Here is an 18,437-nt window from a genome sequence, read left to right as displayed (position 1 = left end):
TCGGCAAGCCTCAAACCGTTTGCGCTTTTTAACGCTTCATGGCCCCGACATCTTTTTCCCGGATCGCGCCATGTCGTACGCCGGCAACGGGCGGGACTCCGAGGCTACGCACAGCAAAATATGGCCGCAGTTATGATCAAGCCCCAATTATTCTTTCATGATTTTTATAACCTTTTCATCTAAACACGAACGCAGGAAGGTATTCATCTGTGCCTGATCTCCCGTCTGGTATAAAGTGAGCATCAATTGATTAAATTCCAATTGTCTTTTCGCCGGAAGATTAATTGCCGGGTATCCACGACTTAACAAAAGCCCATTCATGACAAAACGCCCCATACGCTTATTGACACCGTAAAAAAATTGACATCTCGCCATTGTAAGAAAAAAATGGATGGCTTGATCGTAAATGTCTGATATTCTGCATGAATCATCCACCATTTTTTCAAACAACTCCGGTAACGAATCTGCCTGTGGCGGCATATAGTCTGTTCCCGCAATAATAACTCCGCCGGATCGGAACTTGCCCCACTCCAAAGCTTCGTCCTTGGCAGCTATTAGATGAAGCGCACAGATTTTTTCAAGCGTGATTTCAAATTGATTGTTTCCTGTTAACTCAAATAATGTTTGTCATGTATATGCTTGATTCAGCGCTATTTGCTGGTCAGTTACTTTATGTCCGCCAACGGTAATTCCCTCCAATAAAGTTTGGATTTCCGGCAGGGTAAAATTGATCCCCTCCAGGTTCACTGCATCACAGACAAATTCAGCTAATTGACGCTTAGCAAGCATGATTGCTTTTCCGCGGCCGAGCTTGCGAGGTCCGCAGCAACGGGCCTGTTCGAATGCATTTTTTCGCCTTTCGGGTCTTGCATACGGAACATCTGGCCATTGGGTTTTTCCTTTTTTGTGACCGCTGAACAAAATAATGATATCTGTCAAAATACTCGATTCGAGTTGCCATTCAGATACATCATGACTATACCGACAGAATTCGGACTTGTCAAAACGTGCAATTTGCTCTGCCATGATCAAAACGTTAATATTTTTGAAAATATTCCGGGCTGCAATGCCGAAATCACTTTATGAATAGCTCCGGTATAACATCCGTACGTCGCTCATGAATGCCAGGTTTTTTACCCGGTCGCAGTTCAGTAGCTAATGCAGAATTCCGTCAGTATCGTATCGATGGCGTCTTTATCTGCTGCTTCAGCTGAATCCGCATCGGTTTTGAATCTTTCATAGCCGATTTTTATATTGGCGGTGTGACCTTTTATAAAATACGACAGGCCGAGTTGCCAGGTGTTACAGCTTTCACCGGCATCCGGAATATTTTTTTCCCACCTTTGATATGAAGCCCAGGGCTCAAGATCCCAGTCTGAAATAAAATAGCCGGCCTGAATATACCAGCCGTCGCCCGGGTTTTTCGGGGCATCCTGAAGTAATGCAATTAGTGGCGTGGCATCATCCGGATCAAGCGCCGGGCGACCCGCTTCTCTGAAGATGATCCCGGTTATGGAGGGATACTCCGCAAGGGCGGCCACTACCAGCCATTGGCAGTCAATATCGCCCTTTGCCGCATTTTCTGTCAAGCGGTTCCGGCCATCATAGGATAGCCCGAAACTCAAGGGCTGTTTTTTTTCGGGGCAGGCGGAAAGAAGGCTTTCCCCAGTTGAAACGACGATGCGCTGGACCTGGAGCCCCGGATCGACCGGCGTGTCGTCGGAAATATTGAGCGTAACGCCTGCCCGGACCGGCGACTGGATACAAAAAATGAACAGGACTACAAAATAAGACAGAGTGACGGTTTTCATCTCTAACCTCTTTTCGGGACGGCTTTTCAGGAAACGGTCAGCCGTCCGGTCTTCCACAGGGTTACTGCGCTGTAGGTCCTGGCCCAGAAGTTGGCTTTTTCTTCGGCCGGATATTTGAAAAAATCCTGCGTCCAGTTAAACGACGGGTTTTGATACAGATCCCTGAGAATGTTGGCGATATGCCGCGGTTTCCAGCTGGCGCGGATTAAAAAATCATAAATAAGGCCGATCAGATTTTTTGGCTGGAGGGCGGATGGATTGGGATGATAGAGAATATGCCTTGCCCAGTCCGGCACCCGTTCTTCCTGCCTGGCATATTCTATGGCCCTTCCTCTGGGGATATCCTCCTGCTGGTCAAACTCCTGATGAAACCGGTATAGATCAGAGGCTTTATATTCGTTGATCAGATCGATCAGGGTGTCATTGGAACAGGGAATATGACCGGAAAACTGTCGGGCATGGGCCGATGCTTTTTTCAGATTCCACATGCATTCGAGGATTGTGTTCGTATCGGGTTCTTCAATGGCATTTGTGCCGTCAAAATACGTTCCGATCACATCCACCAGGGGGCCGTGATGAGAAACCCCGTATTTTTCGATATTTTTTTTGTGAAGGCTGAAAGGGCTTCGAATGGATCGCATAAAGGGGGAGCCTTCGGCCCACGTATTGTCAAAGTTGATCGCGCGGTCCAGCGCATCGGAGATGACCACCGGGAGACTGGCCCCTGCTTCCTCTCGCTGAAAGGCGTTCATGGTGATCAGGGAAATGTATTCGGCAATTTTGCCAAGACCGCTGAAGACCCGGGCGGCATCATGAGAGACGCCGCAGCAGCGACGGATATCCGTCGGGTCGATAAAATCACAGGCGGCTTTCAGGTCAGCTTCCAGATATCCGATACGGATCAGCTCGTCGGTCGCCCGCTGCCCCATCGGGTTGTGGAACAGGATGTGGCCGCCCGATGGGGTATAATCCAGCAGATAGGGAATGCCCCTGGTTCTGAAAAAATGTTCTAGAAAACGGCTCAGCGGCAGGATCTGCTCAAATAAGTGCTTCTGGCTGTCGGGATTTGTATACAGAAGGTGATTTTCATCGGCGAGGAAAATTTCAAAATCAAGGGGCATGAGAACCGACCGTGATTTTTCGCCGATGACCGGGAGGTGGACCTGCAGGCCCCGGTGAGCCGTACATGCCTCTAACCGGTCTATCGGAGCGGCGATGGCCGGAAACGAAGGATCTGCCCCTTCGGATATCAGCTCCGGTCCGGCCGCGAGAACATAATGACTGAATTCGAAGCAGTTTTGCAGTTTGCTGAAAACTGTTTGATAGTATGTCTGCGCATTCATGGTCAGCTGGTCTTTTTGTTCAAAGAATGTTCGTGTCGAAGGTGATGCTATTGGTTTATGCTCTGTAAGCCTGGAAGCTTTTTGGCTGTTGGGAAGAAATCCTGCACATTCACCGTCGATGCCGGGATTCATGCGGATTCGACTTTTTCTCAGATATCAGACGGATTCGGGTCATGCTGGCGCCAGCGGATATATCTGTATAGTAATCGGATACGTTTTATAATGGCAAGAACTATCGGCGGGGAAATGAGAAAAAGAGCCCGGGATTTTTTATCCGGCAAGTTTGTTCAGTGTCCGGTTGATGTTTCGTTTGACGCTGTCTTTCAGGAACTTGGATTTTGCATGAATTACGATACATGAATACTTGAAGTTTTTTTCGACCAGATTCGGATAATTTCTGAAATTCGTTTTCATCTTTAATCCGTTGGATCTGATTTTTTTCAGCATATCAATCTCTTTTCCGACAACCTTGTTGCGTTTTTGCCGGATGCAGTCCAGAAAGGCGTTACGGTTGGCCGGGCACGGTGCATAGCTGACGGTTTTCCCCATGTATTCCAGGCAGTGCCCGTCGCTGCCGCCGGTAACGGCCTTGTCGAGATTAAACCCGAGTACGGCGCTTTTTAAATTCCATTTGTAGAGGTTTTCCGAATTGATGACTTCCACGCCATCGACCTGGTTCAACAGATCGTTTTGCTGTTCTTCGGAAAAATGAAGATTGAAGAGGCCTGTGTACGCAGTACAGTAGGGATGAGGGAAAATAATAACCGTGTGATACTGTTTTGCGCGGAAAATGATATCCGACAGGTTCAGGGAAATGGAACTCATGACATCATTTCCCAGAAAGGGCTTGATATCGCGCGTGTAAAACTGTTTCAAGCCTTCAATATCGTAAAAATAAACAAGCAGATGGGTGCCTTTTTGCGATGTGACCTCAATGCCCGGGATGCTGAGAATATGCCTGTAGCTGTCAATTTCAACGGCCCCTTCGATGGCGTTATGGTCTGTAATGGCTATCCCGATACCGAATTCGGCTGCTTTTCGGGCAATGTCATCAATGGAATTGATGCCGTCAGAATAGTGAGAATGAAAGTGCAGGTCCACTACCGTATTGTGAGGCAGCAGCCGGGAAAGGTCAGGCTTTTCAAATAGAATCTTATGCGTGTTTTCCATTGTCTCCTTAACAACAGCGATCGAGTCGCTGTTTTATTCAGAAATAAACGAAATTGTTCTATAGCATATCTGAAAGGATAGTTCAACTTTCTGAAATTTATTTAAAATGTACAGAAGAAAACTTGTATCCCGCATGGGGCTCAGCCCAGATCACAGATTACCTGATTTCTGCCGCCTTCTTTGGCCCGATACAACGCCTTGTCGGCGCATTCGATCAATGATTTGGCATCCATGATATCCGGATGGGGATAGGTGGCAATGCCAAAACTGATGGTCACCTTCAATATCAAATCATACGCTTTGAATTCATGCTTTTCCACGGCCTTGCGGAGTCGCTCCGCAATCGTAATCGCATCGGCGGAAATGGTATGATACAGCAGCAGGGCGAATTCTTCCCCTCCGTATCTGGCGGCCAGATCGCTGTCCCGCTTATTATGCTGTATCAGTTGCCCCAGCGTTTTTAGAACCATATCTCCGGTCTGGTGGCCATAGGTATCATTGAATTTTTTAAAAAGGTCGATGTCAAACATTACGCATGATAACGATTCGTGATACCGCATTGCCCGTTTGATATCCTTTGTGACCGCATCCTGAAAATACCGGTGATTAAACAACCCGGTCAATCCGTCACGGGTGGCCATCTCCAGAAGCTGGCGGTTTTTTCCCTGCAGGCTTTCACAAAGCTCCTTGATTTTCAGGTGCGTATTGGTCCGGGCCACCAGCTCTGCTTCATCAAAAGGCTTGGTGACATAATCGGATGCCCCGAGTTCAAGTCCTCTGACTTTATCAGCCGATTCGCCTTTGGAGGTCAGCATGATAATCGGGATGTCTCCGGTTGAAGCATTTTTTTTGATACGCCTGCAGACTTCATAACCATCGATGCCGGGCATTACCAGATCCAGAAGAATCAAATCGGGGTACTGGTTTTGTGCAATTTGCAGTCCGGTTTCTCCATTCGGGGCCAGCAGAACACGATGACCTCTTTTGGATAAAATGTTTTTTGCCACATGGGCGATGAGCTTGCTGTCATCAATAATCAATATGGTCGCCATAATCCGGTTGAGCCTCGTTCAGTGATAAATAGTGTGGTTATCGGTGCCCATTTGCCAGAATCAACCCCGGGATGGGTTCCGGTGGAGCCGTATCGGCGGCGGCCCCCGTTTAATCGCCTCTTTAGGCATGCCGAACACCACACAGCTGCCTTTATCCTGAGCGATGGTATAGGCGGCGCCTGCCTTCCGCATGGCGAGAAGCCCGTCGGCGCTGTCCTGTTTGTCTGCATGCGTTGTAACCGAATGAAATAAAATATCGATAGAGGGGCGTTGGTGAAGTCGCGGCGGAGACGGATCGATCCGGATAAAATATCCTCGTGAATCCCGGGCGAGCCTCATGTGTTTTCCTCCGGGAGCGATGAATACCTTGCCTCCGAGGTCCTGGCTGATGGCTGGAATCTGCTCGAGCGCCAGATATTTTCTGGCAAATCGGATAGTTGACTCCATGATCGCATCGTCGCCGGATCTGAAATTGAGTACATTGCCGCCACCAGATTTTTACGCTGAGTACCTGATTTAATCAGGTCTCCGATTAGCAGCTCCATGGAATACATTCCGTATCTGCCGACATCGGAGGTCAGTATTTCTTCGGGATGGATCATGTTGGGAAGCAGATAATGATTCATGCCCCCGATTTTGTTTCTGGTATTACAGATACACGAGGACATGCACGAACCCGGGATGGCATAAAGAATTTCCCCCCTGGCGGATGCATGATACTCACCGGCTCGGAGCATGGTCACATTTTTTTCAAGGTTTTTGCTGTAAAATTCGTTCATGTTATTTTTTTTCCTGTAAAATCCGGTCGCTACGTTGCATCCGCCAGTTCAAGTTCTTCCGGGCTGAGCAGCCGATCGATATTCAGGAGAATGATCATCTCGTCGTTCTTTTTTCCGACCCCGTTGAGGTAGTCCCGTCGAAGCGTGGTGGGAAGGTTTTCCGTGGTCTGGAGCTCTTCAGAAAAAATTTCGACAACATCGGTTATTTCATCAACGATGACGCCCATCACCCTTCCGGATATTTCCATCACGATAATCACATGGTAGGGGCTGTAGTCACCTCTGACAAAATTAAATTTTTTGCCCAGATCAAATACCGGAAGAATCATGCCCCTGAGGTTGATGATCCCTTTGACAAACCCCTGGACATGGGGCAGAGGCGTAATCTTCCGATAGCTCAGGACTTCTTTTATTTTTGAAATTTCAATTCCGAAAATCTGCTCATTGATTGAGAAAACAACATATTGGGCTTCCACCATCAGTATTCCTCGAATTCTTCTTCAAAGTCGTCTTCCAGCAGGTCATTTTTTAAATGATCGATGTTGGATTTATGGATAATATTTTTTTGAAGGGAATCTCCGAAAGGTATGGGTGACCGTTTCTCCTTTCCGGAAAAAGAAAATGCGTTTCGTGTGTCCGTGTACCCGGAGTCGTCCAACTCATCCGGTTGATTCGTTTCACCCAGATTGAAAATCTCGGTGATATTTTTAAGCTGTTCAGACTTTTCTTTGAGCTTTTGCGTTTCCCGGGCGATTTCATCGACAAAAACGGCATTCTGCTCGTTGACTTCCACGAGTTCTCTGGCGGTTCCTTCACTGATTTGTTCGATGCCGGTGGCGCTTTCTTCCGTGCCTACAGATACGTTATTTAAGGCGATAGAGACCTGTTCCGCTGTCGTCATGATCTTGGCGAAGCTGGTTTTCAGCTCTTCGACCCATTCCCCGGATTTTGTTACCGTATTTAAAATTTCGCGGACCAGATCCTTAATGTTTTTGGACGCTGCGGTGCTTCTCTTGGCGAGGTTTCTGACTTCGTTGGCGACCACGGCAAAACCCCGCCCCTGCTCTCCGGCCCGGGCTGCCTCGATGGCCGCATTGATCGACAGCAGGTTGGTCTGGAACGTGATTTCGTTGATCAGGTCCATCATTTCAACGATTTTTTTGCTGGCCTCCGACATTTCAACCATGGCCCGTGCCGTCTTTTCGATTTGTTTTCCGCCGGCTTTGGCCACATCGAGCGCCTCTTTGGAAAGCGTATCGGCATGGCGGGTATTGTTCAGGTTTTGGGAGGTGTTGGAAACCAGCTGTTCCAGGGTGGAGCTGATTTCCTCCATGACCGAGGCCTGTTGCTTCGTTCGCTGGGACAGACTCTGATTGCCCTGAGAAATCTGCATGATCCCTTTCAAAACCGGTATGATATGGGATTTGACCTGGGTAATCAGAGAGACGATGCCGTCCAGCGTTTTGTTGATGCGGGTGGTCAGGATGTCCATGGCATCATTGGCGCCGGTCTCAGCCGCTCTCATGGTAAAATCCCCCTGCCCGACCCGGGCAAGAATTTCGGACAGTTCATGGACTTTGTCTTCCATGGCCTGTTTGGCTTTTTCTTCTCTGAGATAGGCTTCCTGCAGCCGGTTTTCCGCTTCGACTTCAGTGGTCAGATCGCGGATTATTTCAAATCCCCCCAGAATTTTGCCGGATGAATCGCGCAGCAGAGAAGCGCTGGTCATCACCGGTATCTCGCGGCCGTTTGAATCTGTTACGGTGATGCGCTGGCCGAGAAGTGCAGTCCCCGTTTCAATGACTTTTTTGAACGGGCTGCTTGTGGTTGTCCCAAACACTTCCTGACAGGTTTTACCGATTGCCTGGCCGGCCGGTATGCCGGTCATTTGCTCAGCGGCGGCATTAAAATAAGTGATTTTCATTTCCGGATCGGCCATGAAGAAGGGATCTGAAATTCCCAGTTTCAGGCTGTTGGCGTATTCCATCCGGTCTTTGATATTTTTGACCATTAAATTGAAATTGCGGGCAAGCCTTCCGATCGAATCGATATAGTCATCATCGGCCGTTATGTTGATATCACCCGCGGCAAGTTTATTGGCCTGTTCTTCGAGGCTGCGGATGCGTTGCGTCACCAGTTTGGAAAACATGAAATTGATAATCAGTACCAGCCCGACCAGAGATCCTGCAAAATACAGAATCAGTTCGTTTCGAGAGTTGCGGATGGCGGTATATATCCCTGTGACGGGCTGTTTGATGACCATTGCGCCCAGAATCTTGCGGCTGGAGCCGTGGCAGTGAAAACAGGCCGATTCATTTAAAATGGGTTTTATGGTTGTCAAAAAGGGGATGTTGGTATCGAGTTCCTGCCAGGACCTCTCCGGGGCGATTCCCGTTTTCAAGGATTGATCCAGTGCCTGACTCAGTTCATCGTTACCGAAAAACCGGTTCATATTCTGATCGATCCGCTTGTCTTCAGACGCATAGGAGATGAGTTTTTTGAAATCGGTAATGTAAAAATGTACACCGCCCATGTTGTTTTTGATATCTTTTAACTGGGTTTTTACGATATTGCTTTGGCCGACGATCATCGAGGACCTGACCGTGCTGTAGGTGTTTCCGATCAGATCGTTCGAAAAATTGGCCAGCTGATCCATGGCGGTCTGTTTGTGCAGGGAGAGGCTTTGAACCAGACTCAATCCCATAAAGAATACGACGATGACAATGGTGGTAACCAGTATCTTGCCGCGCAACCTTGTCCGTCTCAGCAGTTTGTTAAAAATAGTGATCATCCGTGCACCCTCCCGTTTAATGGCACCCTGCATGAATTACCGGTGTGTATCGAAAAGATGTTACCCTGTCTTCGGTATGACATTCCTGGCATATTTGAATCGTCACCTCTTTTAAAATGTGATCGGGGTTCCGGGTTTTAATATGTCGCTGACCCGGCCCATGACAGACCTCGCATCCGGCGTCCTTGAGTTCCGGGGTTTTGTCTTCGCTGATAAACCCGCCGGCTTTTCCAAAGCCGGTACAGTGACACGTGTAGCAATTCTTGATCTCATCGGGGGTCAGCCCATTTGACATTTTTCGCACACTGTCAAACGATTTGCTCTTCCGGGCATAGGTTTGAAAATTTTCATACTGTGCTTTGTGACAGGGCTGACATGATGTAGATCCGACATAGCCATTGTCGATCGCCTGTTGAGCGTAAGCGGGAAACGATACCCCGGTCAGACAGATGCTTACCACGGTTACGGACAGGAATTTTTTAATGGGTAACACATCGGCAAGCGTTCCTTCACGCCTCCAATGTTCCGGCATGGCCGCATTCTGATCGCACCTGTTCAATAAAAAGACCAGCCATTTTATGATCATCATGTCTCACTCCCTGAATAAGAAGGTTGTTTAAAGAACATTTCTTCAAGTCCCAAGAGATCTAAAACCAGCGCCACAGAACCATCACTCAGTATGGTGGCACCTGAGACGCCTTGAACGCTCCGGTAATTGGTTTCAAGGGTTTTAACGACTACCTGATGTGGATCGAGTACATCATCGACGATAAGCGCGAACTGCTTTTTTCCGGTATCGATAAATACCAGTATGTTGCCTGACAGGGGGGTATTTTTTCTGGTTAAATCGAAAAATTGGGGTATGTCCATCAGGGGGATATAGTTCTCTCTGAATTTATACAGGGTTTCATCGGCCCCGAACGTTTTTATCCGGGCAGGATTGAACCGTTCGGTGGCGACGACCCCCCAGATAGGAATCAGAAACGATCGCTCACGGCATATCAGGTGCAGCGAATGGGTCAGCGCATAGGTCAGGGGAAGTGCCAGGGTAAAGGTGGTGCCTTTTGCGGGCTGCGTGTTGACCCTGAGGATTCCCCCGAGCCGTTCCACCTGGGTTTTGACCACGTCCAGTCCTACGCCTCTACCCGACATTGGCGTGACTGAAGAGGCGGTTGAAAATCCGGGTCGGCAGATACATTCTAGGAGCGCATCGTTATCCAGGGGTTGTTTCGCCGTAATGAGCCCCTGTTCAATGGCACGCTGACGGATTTTTTCAACGTTGAGTCCCCGGCCGTCATCACTGATCTCCACGTAAATTTTTCCGCTTCTCTGGTAGGCCCGGAAGTCCAGACGGCCTTCCGGCGGTTTGCCGGCGGCGATTCGTTCTTCCGGCGGTTCAATCCCGTGATCTACGCAGTTTCGGACAATATGCTTGAGTGGATCGGTAATGTATTCGATGATTTCTTTATCCAGCTCGGTATCAACGCCGGAAAGAACGACTTTAATCTGTTTGTTCTGCTCGCATGCTGTATCTCTGGCCAGGCGCAGATATCGGGTGAAGGTGCCTTCAAGGGGAAACATCCTGACGTTGGTAACCCGTTGTTGAAATTCCTGATTCACCTTGGTCAGATTTTCCAGTTCCTGCTCGATATCATTCAGGTTGACATGGCCAGGCTCGTACAGCAGCTTCTCAAGTTTTGACAGACCGATACCGATTTCTTCCGCAAGGTTTACCAGGTAATTGATTTTATTGACATCGATCCGGATACTAGTTTTACGGTATGCCGAGCGGCTTTTTTCCTGAAGAGCGACGATTTTATCCAGCGTTTTTTCGTCAATTTTGCCATCTTCGATCAGAATTTCCCCGATTTTTTTCTGCTTGCGGAGGGCTTGTTTGATATCCTGCCGGGATATGCCCTCTTTTTCAACAAGCGCCTCGCCAATGGTCAAATTGGCCGCCTGAAGATCCACATCGTTCTGGTAATGGTTTGTAATATCATCGATATCAATCCGGTTTTCACTCCGGACAAATATGAAAATATCTTCGAGTTCACTTTGCGGGGCCGTTGTTTTCAGTACCAGCTTCCATATGATATACAGCTCACAGGGAATGAGATCATCGTATCGGGGGATTTGGGAAATATCGGCAACGATTTCGATCGTATCTCCCAGATCGCCGAGATTGCGGAGGAGAATCAGCGGGTCCTGGCCACAGTCGAAAAAGTTTCTTTTGAATTGAAGATTGATCCGGTAATAGCGGCAGCTGTCCGATGGCCGGTCTGCTGTGGGAGCGGGGGCTGCCGACTTTGCCGGGAGATTTTTTTTTGAAGGTGCGGCGTAAGGGGCTGGGCCCGTCTCTTGCGGGGGAGATGTTTCCGGGTCCGGGATTGCGTCATTGCCCGGAAAGCGGCTCAGCTGATTTTTAAAGTCCGTGATGGTCTCAGGCGAAGCTGCGGGCCTGCCTTCGGCACTGCGGTCGACCATTTCACGAATTAAATCCACCCCTTTCAAAAGAAAGGATATCAGAGGCTTTGAGATCGTCAGCTCATTGTTTCGGATGCGGTCCAGTAAATTTTCAATCAGATGAGCACATTCGGAAACAGTCTCGAAACCGACCATGGCAGAGCCGCTTTTCAAGGTGTGAAGCGCCCGGAAAAGTTCTTCAACGTCAGGTCCGGGTCCGGGGGAATCTTCTAATCTGAGCAGACTTTCTTCAGCGATTTTAAACAGATCTTCAGCTTCAGCAAAGAAAATTTGCAGGGTCTCGTCCGTATCATTCATTGAGTCTACACCAGCTTTTTAATTGCCCACAGCAACTGTTCGGGTTGAAACGGTTTCATCAGCCATCCGGATGCCCCTGATGCCCTGCCTTTTTCAATCATGGCTTCTTCAGACTCGGTTGTCAGAACAAGAATGGGAATATAGCGAAAATCGCTTTTTTTAATATTTTTTATGAAGGTGATTCCATCCATCCTGGGCATATTGACATCGGTTATGATCAGAGAAGGAATCAATCCGTCCTGTTCCATGAGCGCTATTTTATCCAGTGCATCCTGGCCATCGGCTGCTTCGGTAACCGTGTATCCGGCATTTTGAGCACAGAATGAGACAGATGCGCGAATGGTCGGAGAATCATCGACTATCATGATGTGTTTCACTGTATTCCCCCGGGGCTTCCTGATAATTAAGTGTTTTAAATCATTGTCAGATCGTAATCAGTATTTTTTGTAAACCGCATCTTATGCAAGTCAGCTGGATTGTCACAGAAGAAATTTTTTAAGGCCGCTGATCTCCAATAGGGTATTTAATTCCCTGGAAACGTTCCGGATTTCAAATTTAGCTTTCGCTTTCTGACTTTTTCTGAATGCTATCAGCAGTTGAAGTGATGCCGTATCGACATATGAAACATCCGCCATGTCGAGAGTTATTTTTTTTGACCTGGCAGATGTGGTATCTAAAAAACCTTTCAAATATTCGATATTATGGATAGTCACTTCACCTTTAAAACGAAAGGTTCCATCGGCGTCCTGGGTAATGCTGAACTGCTGAACTGCCATTGCATAGTCCCTCTTTCTTAAAGATGTCCGTTGCGATTCAGGTATTGAATTATCACGCCCAAATGACTGACGCAAGTCCTATGATTATAAAAAAAAATCCGCTGCAAGGGGCTTGTTCAAATGTCTTTCTTTTTACCACTCTCTTCGCCTCTGCGGTGATTTTTTTTGTTTCGACCAAGGCAATTCTCAAGCCGATACCAGTGCATGACATCTTTGCCGAAGACATAAGCGATCGCCCAAAAGGATACATCGAATTTTGGTAAAAACAGGGCCTTCTCAAATTTTTCGGTTATTGCTGTCATATACGGCATGATGAAACCAGGCCGGGCGCTATAATAAGAACCAGTGATTTCGATTCTGCGAATGCATAGTGAAAGCCTTTTTGAATATCGTTCGGCTTTCATTCGATATCCGGCTTTGATTTGAGAAGGAAACAACTCGGGGTAAAGGTCTATAAAATGATCAAGCTCAGCTCTGAATGCAACAGAGTCTGCAACTATTTCAGGATAATAGTCTTGATCAAAAGGCAAAACAATTGTACTGTCTTTACGGAGAGTTGATATTGAATCCGGATTCGTCATGGGTCATTTTGCTTTTTAAGGCTAAACCTGTCAATTCAGCCACATGCGAAAGGCTTGGCTTTGTCCAGTTCTTTATCACTCCTTATAATTCGTTATAATCAGAAAATATTTGAGAGAGGGAAGGGATGGGAAAGCTGATTCATCTATTGCTGGTAGAGAACAGGGAAGACGACGCCCTCCTGATAATGGAATGTCTAAAGGATGGCGGTTACGAGGTTCTGTTTGAAAGGGTGGAAACGGAAGAATCCGGGATTGATCTCTCCTGCATCGTCCTTTCCGGCCGGATCGGCGAAGAGCCGGCGGTTGCCTGCATCAAACAGGGCGCCCACGGCTATGTGATGAAGGATAAGCGCTCCTGTCTTATCCCCGCCATCGAGCGGGAACTCAAAGAAGCCGAGGTCAGACAGGGAAAAAGGCAGGCGGAAGAGGCGCTGAAAAAGACTGAAGAGAATTTCCATTGTTTTCTCGATCATTCTCCGCTGGGCGCTCGCATTGTCTCTGAAGCGGGTGAAACGATTTATGTCAACCAGACCCTTCTGGATATGTATGGTTACAAAGGCATTGAGGAATTTAAGAAAACCTCTGCAAAAGAACGCTATACCCCGGAGAGCTACGCCGGGTATCTTCTCAGGCGTGGGAAAAGGCAGCGGGGCGAGTTTGTACCCTCCGACTATGAGATCAGCATCGTTCGAAAAGGCGGAGAAGTTCTCAACCTCCAGGTCTTCCGCAAGGAAAGCTTATGGAACGGCGAGCCGCAATTTCAGGTCCTGTACAATGACATTACCGAGCGCAAAATTGAAGAAGCTGCCCGGCGCGAGGGTGAACAGCGTCTGTCCGACATCATCGAATTCCTTCCGGATGCGACCCTGGCCATCGATAAAGACAGGCGGATCATCATATGGAACCGGGCGATCGAGGAGATGACGGGCATCCCTGCTCAGGAAATGATCGGCAAGGGAGACCATGCCTATACACTCCCCTTTTACGGGGTGGCCCGGCCGCAGCTCATGGATCTTTTCTGGGAATCTGAGCACGAAGTTGCCGCAAAGTACCCCATTCTGCAAAGAGAAGGCTATAATCTCGTCATAGAGGTATTCTGTCCCGCCCTTTATGGCGGCAAAGGGGCATTCGTCTGGGCCAAGGCCTCGCCGCTTCACGACTCCGAGGGACGACTTGTCGGCGCTATCGAGTGTATCCGCGACATTACCGAGCACAAGCAGGCACAGCAGGCGCTGCAGGCTGCTTTTGTCAAGAGGCAGGAACTGGAATTTATTATCAACCACAGCTCGGCAATTGCCTGGCTGTGGAAAGCCGCACCGGGATGGCCGGTGGAATATGTTTCAGACAATCTCACATGCTATGGTTACACCCCTGATGACTTTACAAGCGGCAGGATTGCGTTTGCCTCCATTGTCCACCCCGATGATCTCCCAAGGGTAGGCGCCGAAGTTGAGCAGTATTCCTATGAAGGCAGATCCGAGTTTACTCAGGAATACCGAATTTTTACAAAATCCGGGGAGATGCGCTGGATTGACAGCAGGACATGGGTGAGGCGCGGGCCTGACGGATCGGTAACCCATTACCAGGGTATTATAATTGACATCACCGAACGTAAGCGGGTGGAGGAGAAACTTCTGCGGAGCCTCGAAAGTCTCAGGAAAGCCATTGGCACCACCATTCAGGTCATGGTAGCGGCTGTGGAAACAAGAGATCCCTATACGGCCGGTCACCAGAACCGGTCGGCCGATCTTGCCCGCGCTATTGCCACAGAAATGGGACTTCCCCGGGAGAGAATTGAAGGCATCCGCATGGCGGGTAGCATTCATGACATCGGGAAAATGTCCGTTCCGGCGGAAATCTTGTCAAAACCAATAAAACTGAAAGCGCTCGAGTTTGCCCTGATTAAAGAACATGCCGGCAAAGGATTCGAGATGCTGAAGGATGTGGAGTCTCCCTGGCCGTTGGCGGAGATCGTCTATCAGCATCATGAGCGGATGGATGGTTCCGGCTACCCGAGACATCTGAAGGGGGAAGAAATTCTCATCGAGGCCCGGATACTGGCTGTAGCCGACGTGGTGGAAGCCATGGCTTCGCATCGACCTTACCGACCTGCTATCGGATTAAATGCGGCGCTGGCAGAGATCGAGAACAATAAGGGAAAGCTTTATGACGCAGATGCGGTCAATGCCTGTCTGAAACTATTCAACGAGAAGGGTTATCAGATGCTCGGTTAACAAAATATTGTAAGATGTATATGATCAAAAAGGAGCATACCCCATTAGTACTCGGTTCAATTGACGATGAAGAAACGGCTCTAACGGTCTGGAAAGGTCATTATGGAAGAGACTGAGCATAAGGGGCCGTAACGAAATGGTTAGAAATGTAATGGTTATTTCGTAACGGCCCCGAAGATCGGTCTGTTTCATGGCCATTGTCATGCTTTTTACCACAGAGTTCACAGAGAATCAGAGCGTTAAACGCTGAATTCCGTCGATCAGTTGCTTGAAGTTGATCAGCAGGCCCGTTTCAATCTCCATCCTCTGCGCCTCTGCGGTGAATTTTCCCGTTTCGAACAATGTAATTTTAAGCCTCCGGAAAAAGCCGGCCGCCCATCTGCCTCAACTGGTATTTTTGAACCTTGCCGCTTGCGGTCAGTGGGTATGACTCGACAAAGACAATATATTTTGGGATTTTGTACCGGCTGATCTTGCCTCGACAGAAGTCTTTTATATCGCTTTCGGTCAGATCGAATCCTTTTTTAGGGATGATAAAGGCGCCGACCTCTTCCCCGAATTTTTTACTGGGGACACCTGCCACCTGTACATCCGCAACCCCTTTCATTTGATAGATAAATTCCTCGATTTCCCGTGGTGAAATGTTTTCACCTCCCCGGATGATCATGTCTTTATGGCGGCCCGTGATGGAAATATAACTGTCTTCACCCATGACGCCCAGATCGCCGGAATGCAGCCATCCGTCTTTATCTATGGCTTTGGCGGTTTCTTCGGGCATGTTGTAGTAGCCTTTCATGACATTGTATCCCCTGCAGCAGATTTCGCCGACCTGACCTGCCGGTACCTCTTCGTTGGTTTCGGGGTCAACGAGTTTCACCTCGATTTCGGGCATGGGGCGGCCCACCGTGCGGACTCTCAATTCCAGAGAATCGGTGGTTTTGCTCTGTGTAATTCCGGGGGATGATTCGGTCAGGCCGTATACAATCGTTATTTCCCGGGCGTTCATTTTTTCAGCTACCGCCTTCATGATTTCGATGGGGCAGGGGGAGCCGGCCATGATGCCGGTTCGAAGCGTGCTGAAATCAAACTTGCTGAAAAGCGGATGTTCCAGAATGGCGATAAACATGGTCGGCACCCCGTAAACGGCCGTGCAGCGCTCCTGTTCGATGGATGACATGACCATGACCGGATCATAGCCTTCCAGAATCACCATGGTGCTGCCATGGCTGACCGCGGCGGTGCTTCCCAGCACACAGCCGAAACAGTGGAACAGCGGGACGGGAATGCACACCCTGTCGTTTGACGTGAATTTTTGATTCTCGCCGATCCAGAAGCCATTGTTGGCGACATTATAGTGAGTCAGCATGACGCCTTTCGGGAAGCCTGTCGTTCCGGAGGTGTATTGCATGTTGACCACATCATGGCAATCAATCTGCGCCTGTCGGCTCTGGTAGGCTTCATCGCTGGTCATGGCGCTCAAGGCCATGACTTCCGGAAGGGAATACATGCCGCGGTGCTTTTCCTGGCCGAGGAAAAATACCCGTTTGAGATAAGGAAAATTTTTGCTTTTCAGATGGCCCCGTTCCTGGGTTTTGAGTTCCGGCACCAGGTCGTAAACTGTTTGAACATAATCGGTATCGCGAAATCCGTCGATAATGAACAGATTTTCGGTATCCGATTGTTTGAGCAGATAAGAAAGTTCCGTGATTTTATAATTGGTATTGACCGTCACCAGGATGGCTCCCATTTTGGCCGTGGCGAACTGCAATGCAACCCAGTAGGGAATATTGGTTGCCCAGACTGCGACTTTTTCGCCCTTCCCAATGCCCAAGGCCATCAGCCCCTTTGCCAGCGTGTCGACCACCTGCCCAAATTCACGATATGTCAGACGAAAATCCCTGTCCACATATATCAGGGCATCATTGTCCGGGAATTTTTCAATGGTTTCGTCGAGCATCCGGCCGAAAGTGTACGATCTTATATTTGTTTCCGTCATTTATATTCCTCCCGTTGATCTGTTATTCCGGAAAATACAGGACCGCGTATATGGATGCTTTTTGCTCTCCCTTACAGCTGACACAATGCGGCACGATGGAATTGTAGTAAATGCTGTCCCCTTCTTTCAGTGAAAGCATTTTCTGCCCGTAAAGAACTTCGACTTCTCCTGAAAGCACCACGATGAATTCTTCGCCCTCATGGGAGGAGAGAGATTTTTCTTTTGCCGACTCCGGCAGAATCTCGACATAAAACGGTTCCATATGCCGGTCGCTTTTGCCTTTACCGAGAGAGTAGAAGTTCAGTGCCGCGGGTTTGCCCTTGCCGGAAAGCATGCTCAACTCTTTTTGCCGCTCATGACTGCGGATCACCAGAGGGTCCTGAGTGATCTGGTCATCTAGAAACGTTCCAAGCCGGACGCCCAGCGCCCTGGCTATTTTCAGCAGGGGGCCAAGAGACGGGTATATGTCGTCTTCCTGAACCGACAAGATAAACTCTTTGCTTAGACCTGTCTGCCCTGCAAGCTCATCAATGGTCAGTCCTCTTTTTTCGATTAAATTTTTAACACGTTGGCCGACCTTTTCGATTTTCATCTTTCCTCCTTTATAGCGGTTTTCGGATTGGGGCTCCGGCAAAAATAAATTGTACTGTTTTGACTGTTTTTTGTCCGCCCTCCTCGGTGTCTGAAAGGGCATATACCACAATTATGCACTCTTTCACACGCCTTGAAGACGAACACAAATCCCGGTTTATTTTTGACGATGCCCGAAAGTGAGTATCAACGGATTCGGTGATGCATATATCAAGTCATCGCGTCATGGCTTTTTTGGAAAAAGTAAACGCATGTCTTGAGCATGAAAAAGTAACGTCAGGAGCATATTGCGCTGACAGGTAAACAAGATCGCCCGGATGCCAGAACTCATGACGGTCTGCTGCTGTTTTGTCAACTGATGATAACACTGAAATATGACGAATGAGAGCCTTCCTGCGCTATTGTGGCGCTGGATACGGCTTTGCCGTTTATGCGCTCGCACCGTTTATTCATTCATGCCCACGCGATTTGACTGCAGTATCACTATCCGGCACACTGGTTTGTGGGCGAAGGTATTTATCCTTAAGCGCGT

The 18,437-nt window shown here is 48.6% G+C and carries 18 protein-coding genes; 1 reads left to right on the top strand and 17 read right to left on the bottom strand.

The genetic code is table 11. From position 1 onward, the window contains the following. Window positions 1–147: 147 nt before the first annotated feature. The 15 genes from PHQ97_01650 to PHQ97_01580 all read right to left on the bottom strand — a co-directional run bounded on the left by PHQ97_01650 (window position 148) and on the right by PHQ97_01580 (window position 13,084). Window positions 148–588, bottom strand: coding sequence for a Fic family protein (locus PHQ97_01650; GenBank protein MDD4391437.1), 441 nt, complete (start codon window positions 586–588; stop codon window positions 148–150). A gap of 39 nt (window positions 589–627) precedes the next feature. Then, complete coding sequence (locus PHQ97_01645) at window positions 628–1,026, bottom strand: hypothetical protein (GenBank protein ID MDD4391436.1); 399 nt, start codon at window positions 1,024–1,026, stop codon at window positions 628–630. Between the two features lie 122 nt (window positions 1,027–1,148). Further along, window positions 1,149–1,811, bottom strand: a complete 663-nt coding sequence (locus PHQ97_01640; GenBank protein MDD4391435.1) for a hypothetical protein — start codon at window positions 1,809–1,811, stop codon at window positions 1,149–1,151. 26 nt (window positions 1,812–1,837) lie between these two features. Further along, the gene (locus PHQ97_01635) at window positions 1,838–3,286 is read right to left on the bottom strand and encodes a hypothetical protein (GenBank protein MDD4391434.1); all 1,449 of its coding nucleotides are present in this window, start codon (window positions 3,284–3,286) and stop codon (window positions 1,838–1,840) included. Window positions 3,287–3,424: 138 nt separating this feature from the next. Then, on the bottom strand, window positions 3,425–4,324 hold the full coding sequence (locus PHQ97_01630; protein MDD4391433.1) for a PHP domain-containing protein: 900 nt from the start codon (window positions 4,322–4,324) through the stop codon (window positions 3,425–3,427). A 140-nt stretch (window positions 4,325–4,464) separates the two neighbouring features. Then, window positions 4,465–5,376 carry a diguanylate cyclase gene (locus PHQ97_01625; GenBank protein MDD4391432.1) on the bottom strand — a complete coding sequence of 304 codons (912 nt, stop codon included), beginning with the start codon at window positions 5,374–5,376 and terminating at the stop codon, window positions 4,465–4,467. 60 nt (window positions 5,377–5,436) lie between these two features. After that, entirely contained in the window at window positions 5,437–5,715 is a 279-nt protein-coding gene (locus PHQ97_01620) for a chemotaxis protein CheB (protein MDD4391431.1), read from the bottom strand. Continuing rightward, a complete protein-coding gene (locus PHQ97_01615) occupies window positions 5,712–6,155 on the bottom strand; it encodes a hypothetical protein (protein ID MDD4391430.1) in 444 nt (147 codons plus the stop codon). The genes PHQ97_01620 and PHQ97_01615 overlap by 4 nt, the downstream gene beginning before the upstream one ends. Window positions 6,156–6,184: 29 nt before the next feature. Continuing rightward, a complete protein-coding gene (locus PHQ97_01610) occupies window positions 6,185–6,634 on the bottom strand; it encodes a chemotaxis protein CheW (protein ID MDD4391429.1) in 450 nt (149 codons plus the stop codon). After that, the gene (locus tag PHQ97_01605; protein ID MDD4391428.1) at window positions 6,634–8,946 is read right to left on the bottom strand and encodes a methyl-accepting chemotaxis protein; all 2,313 of its coding nucleotides are present in this window, start codon (window positions 8,944–8,946) and stop codon (window positions 6,634–6,636) included. The genes PHQ97_01610 and PHQ97_01605 overlap by 1 nt, the downstream gene beginning before the upstream one ends. 16 nt (window positions 8,947–8,962) lie before the next feature. Then, window positions 8,963–9,535, bottom strand: a complete 573-nt coding sequence (locus PHQ97_01600; GenBank protein MDD4391427.1) for a cytochrome c family protein — start codon at window positions 9,533–9,535, stop codon at window positions 8,963–8,965. Further along, window positions 9,532–11,727, bottom strand: coding sequence for a chemotaxis protein CheA (locus PHQ97_01595; GenBank protein MDD4391426.1), 2,196 nt, complete (start codon window positions 11,725–11,727; stop codon window positions 9,532–9,534). The genes PHQ97_01600 and PHQ97_01595 overlap by 4 nt, the downstream gene beginning before the upstream one ends. 5 nt (window positions 11,728–11,732) lie before the next feature. Continuing rightward, window positions 11,733–12,104 carry a response regulator gene (locus tag PHQ97_01590; protein ID MDD4391425.1) on the bottom strand — a complete coding sequence of 124 codons (372 nt, stop codon included), beginning with the start codon at window positions 12,102–12,104 and terminating at the stop codon, window positions 11,733–11,735. A gap of 102 nt (window positions 12,105–12,206) precedes the next feature. Further along, a complete protein-coding gene (locus PHQ97_01585; protein ID MDD4391424.1) occupies window positions 12,207–12,503 on the bottom strand; it encodes an STAS domain-containing protein in 297 nt (98 codons plus the stop codon). 116 nt (window positions 12,504–12,619) lie between these two features. Beyond that, complete coding sequence (locus PHQ97_01580) at window positions 12,620–13,084, bottom strand: hypothetical protein (GenBank protein MDD4391423.1); 465 nt, start codon at window positions 13,082–13,084, stop codon at window positions 12,620–12,622. A 125-nt stretch (window positions 13,085–13,209) separates the two neighbouring features. On the opposite strand from PHQ97_01580, the gene PHQ97_01575 reads away from it, so the two are divergent. Continuing rightward, window positions 13,210–15,318 carry a PAS domain S-box protein gene (locus PHQ97_01575; protein MDD4391422.1) on the top strand — a complete coding sequence of 703 codons (2,109 nt, stop codon included), beginning with the start codon at window positions 13,210–13,212 and terminating at the stop codon, window positions 15,316–15,318. Between the two features lie 349 nt (window positions 15,319–15,667). Here PHQ97_01575 and PHQ97_01570 read toward each other — a convergent pair whose 3' ends face one another. Next, the gene (locus PHQ97_01570; GenBank protein MDD4391421.1) at window positions 15,668–17,314 is read right to left on the bottom strand and encodes an AMP-binding protein; all 1,647 of its coding nucleotides are present in this window, start codon (window positions 17,312–17,314) and stop codon (window positions 15,668–15,670) included. A 22-nt stretch (window positions 17,315–17,336) separates the two neighbouring features. Beyond that, window positions 17,337–17,906: a cupin domain-containing protein gene (locus PHQ97_01565; GenBank protein MDD4391420.1), complete on the bottom strand. Its 570-nt coding sequence runs from the start codon at window positions 17,904–17,906 to the stop codon at window positions 17,337–17,339. Window positions 17,907–18,437 lie beyond the last annotated feature (531 nt).

The organism is Desulfobacterales bacterium (genome assembly GCA_028704555.1).
Taxonomy (GTDB): domain Bacteria; phylum Desulfobacterota; class Desulfobacteria; order Desulfobacterales; family JAQWFD01; genus JAQWFD01.
Note: the sequence above shows the minus strand (reverse complement) of the source record. Positions and strands in the feature narration are given on the sequence as shown.

Bases quoted from the DNA above. Each gene is read 5' to 3' on its own strand.
- PHQ97_01585 (MDD4391424.1), bottom strand. From the start codon at position 12,503: ATGGCAGTTCAGCAGTTCAGCATTACCCAGGACGCCGATGGAACCTTT.
- PHQ97_01635 (MDD4391434.1), bottom strand. From the start codon at position 3,286: ATGAATCCCGGCATCGACGGTGAATGTGCAGGATTTCTTCCCAACAGC.
- PHQ97_01595 (MDD4391426.1), bottom strand. From the start codon at position 11,727: ATGAATGATACGGACGAGACCCTGCAAATTTTCTTTGCTGAAGCTGAA.
- PHQ97_01625 (MDD4391432.1), bottom strand. From the start codon at position 5,376: ATGGCGACCATATTGATTATTGATGACAGCAAGCTCATCGCCCATGTG.
- PHQ97_01620 (MDD4391431.1), bottom strand. From the start codon at position 5,715: ATGAGGCTCGCCCGGGATTCACGAGGATATTTTATCCGGATCGATCCG.
- PHQ97_01630 (MDD4391433.1), bottom strand. From the start codon at position 4,324: ATGGAAAACACGCATAAGATTCTATTTGAAAAGCCTGACCTTTCCCGG.
- PHQ97_01645 (MDD4391436.1), bottom strand. From the start codon at position 1,026: ATGGCAGAGCAAATTGCACGTTTTGACAAGTCCGAATTCTGTCGGTAT.
- PHQ97_01610 (MDD4391429.1), bottom strand. From the start codon at position 6,634: ATGGTGGAAGCCCAATATGTTGTTTTCTCAATCAATGAGCAGATTTTC.
- PHQ97_01600 (MDD4391427.1), bottom strand. From the start codon at position 9,535: ATGATGATCATAAAATGGCTGGTCTTTTTATTGAACAGGTGCGATCAG.
- PHQ97_01570 (MDD4391421.1), bottom strand. From the start codon at position 17,314: ATGACGGAAACAAATATAAGATCGTACACTTTCGGCCGGATGCTCGAC.
- PHQ97_01615 (MDD4391430.1), bottom strand. From the start codon at position 6,155: ATGAACGAATTTTACAGCAAAAACCTTGAAAAAAATGTGACCATGCTC.
- PHQ97_01575 (MDD4391422.1), top strand. From the start codon at position 13,210: ATGGGAAAGCTGATTCATCTATTGCTGGTAGAGAACAGGGAAGACGAC.
- PHQ97_01580 (MDD4391423.1), bottom strand. From the start codon at position 13,084: ATGACGAATCCGGATTCAATATCAACTCTCCGTAAAGACAGTACAATT.
- PHQ97_01605 (MDD4391428.1), bottom strand. From the start codon at position 8,946: ATGATCACTATTTTTAACAAACTGCTGAGACGGACAAGGTTGCGCGGC.
- PHQ97_01640 (MDD4391435.1), bottom strand. From the start codon at position 1,811: ATGAAAACCGTCACTCTGTCTTATTTTGTAGTCCTGTTCATTTTTTGT.
- PHQ97_01565 (MDD4391420.1), bottom strand. From the start codon at position 17,906: ATGAAAATCGAAAAGGTCGGCCAACGTGTTAAAAATTTAATCGAAAAA.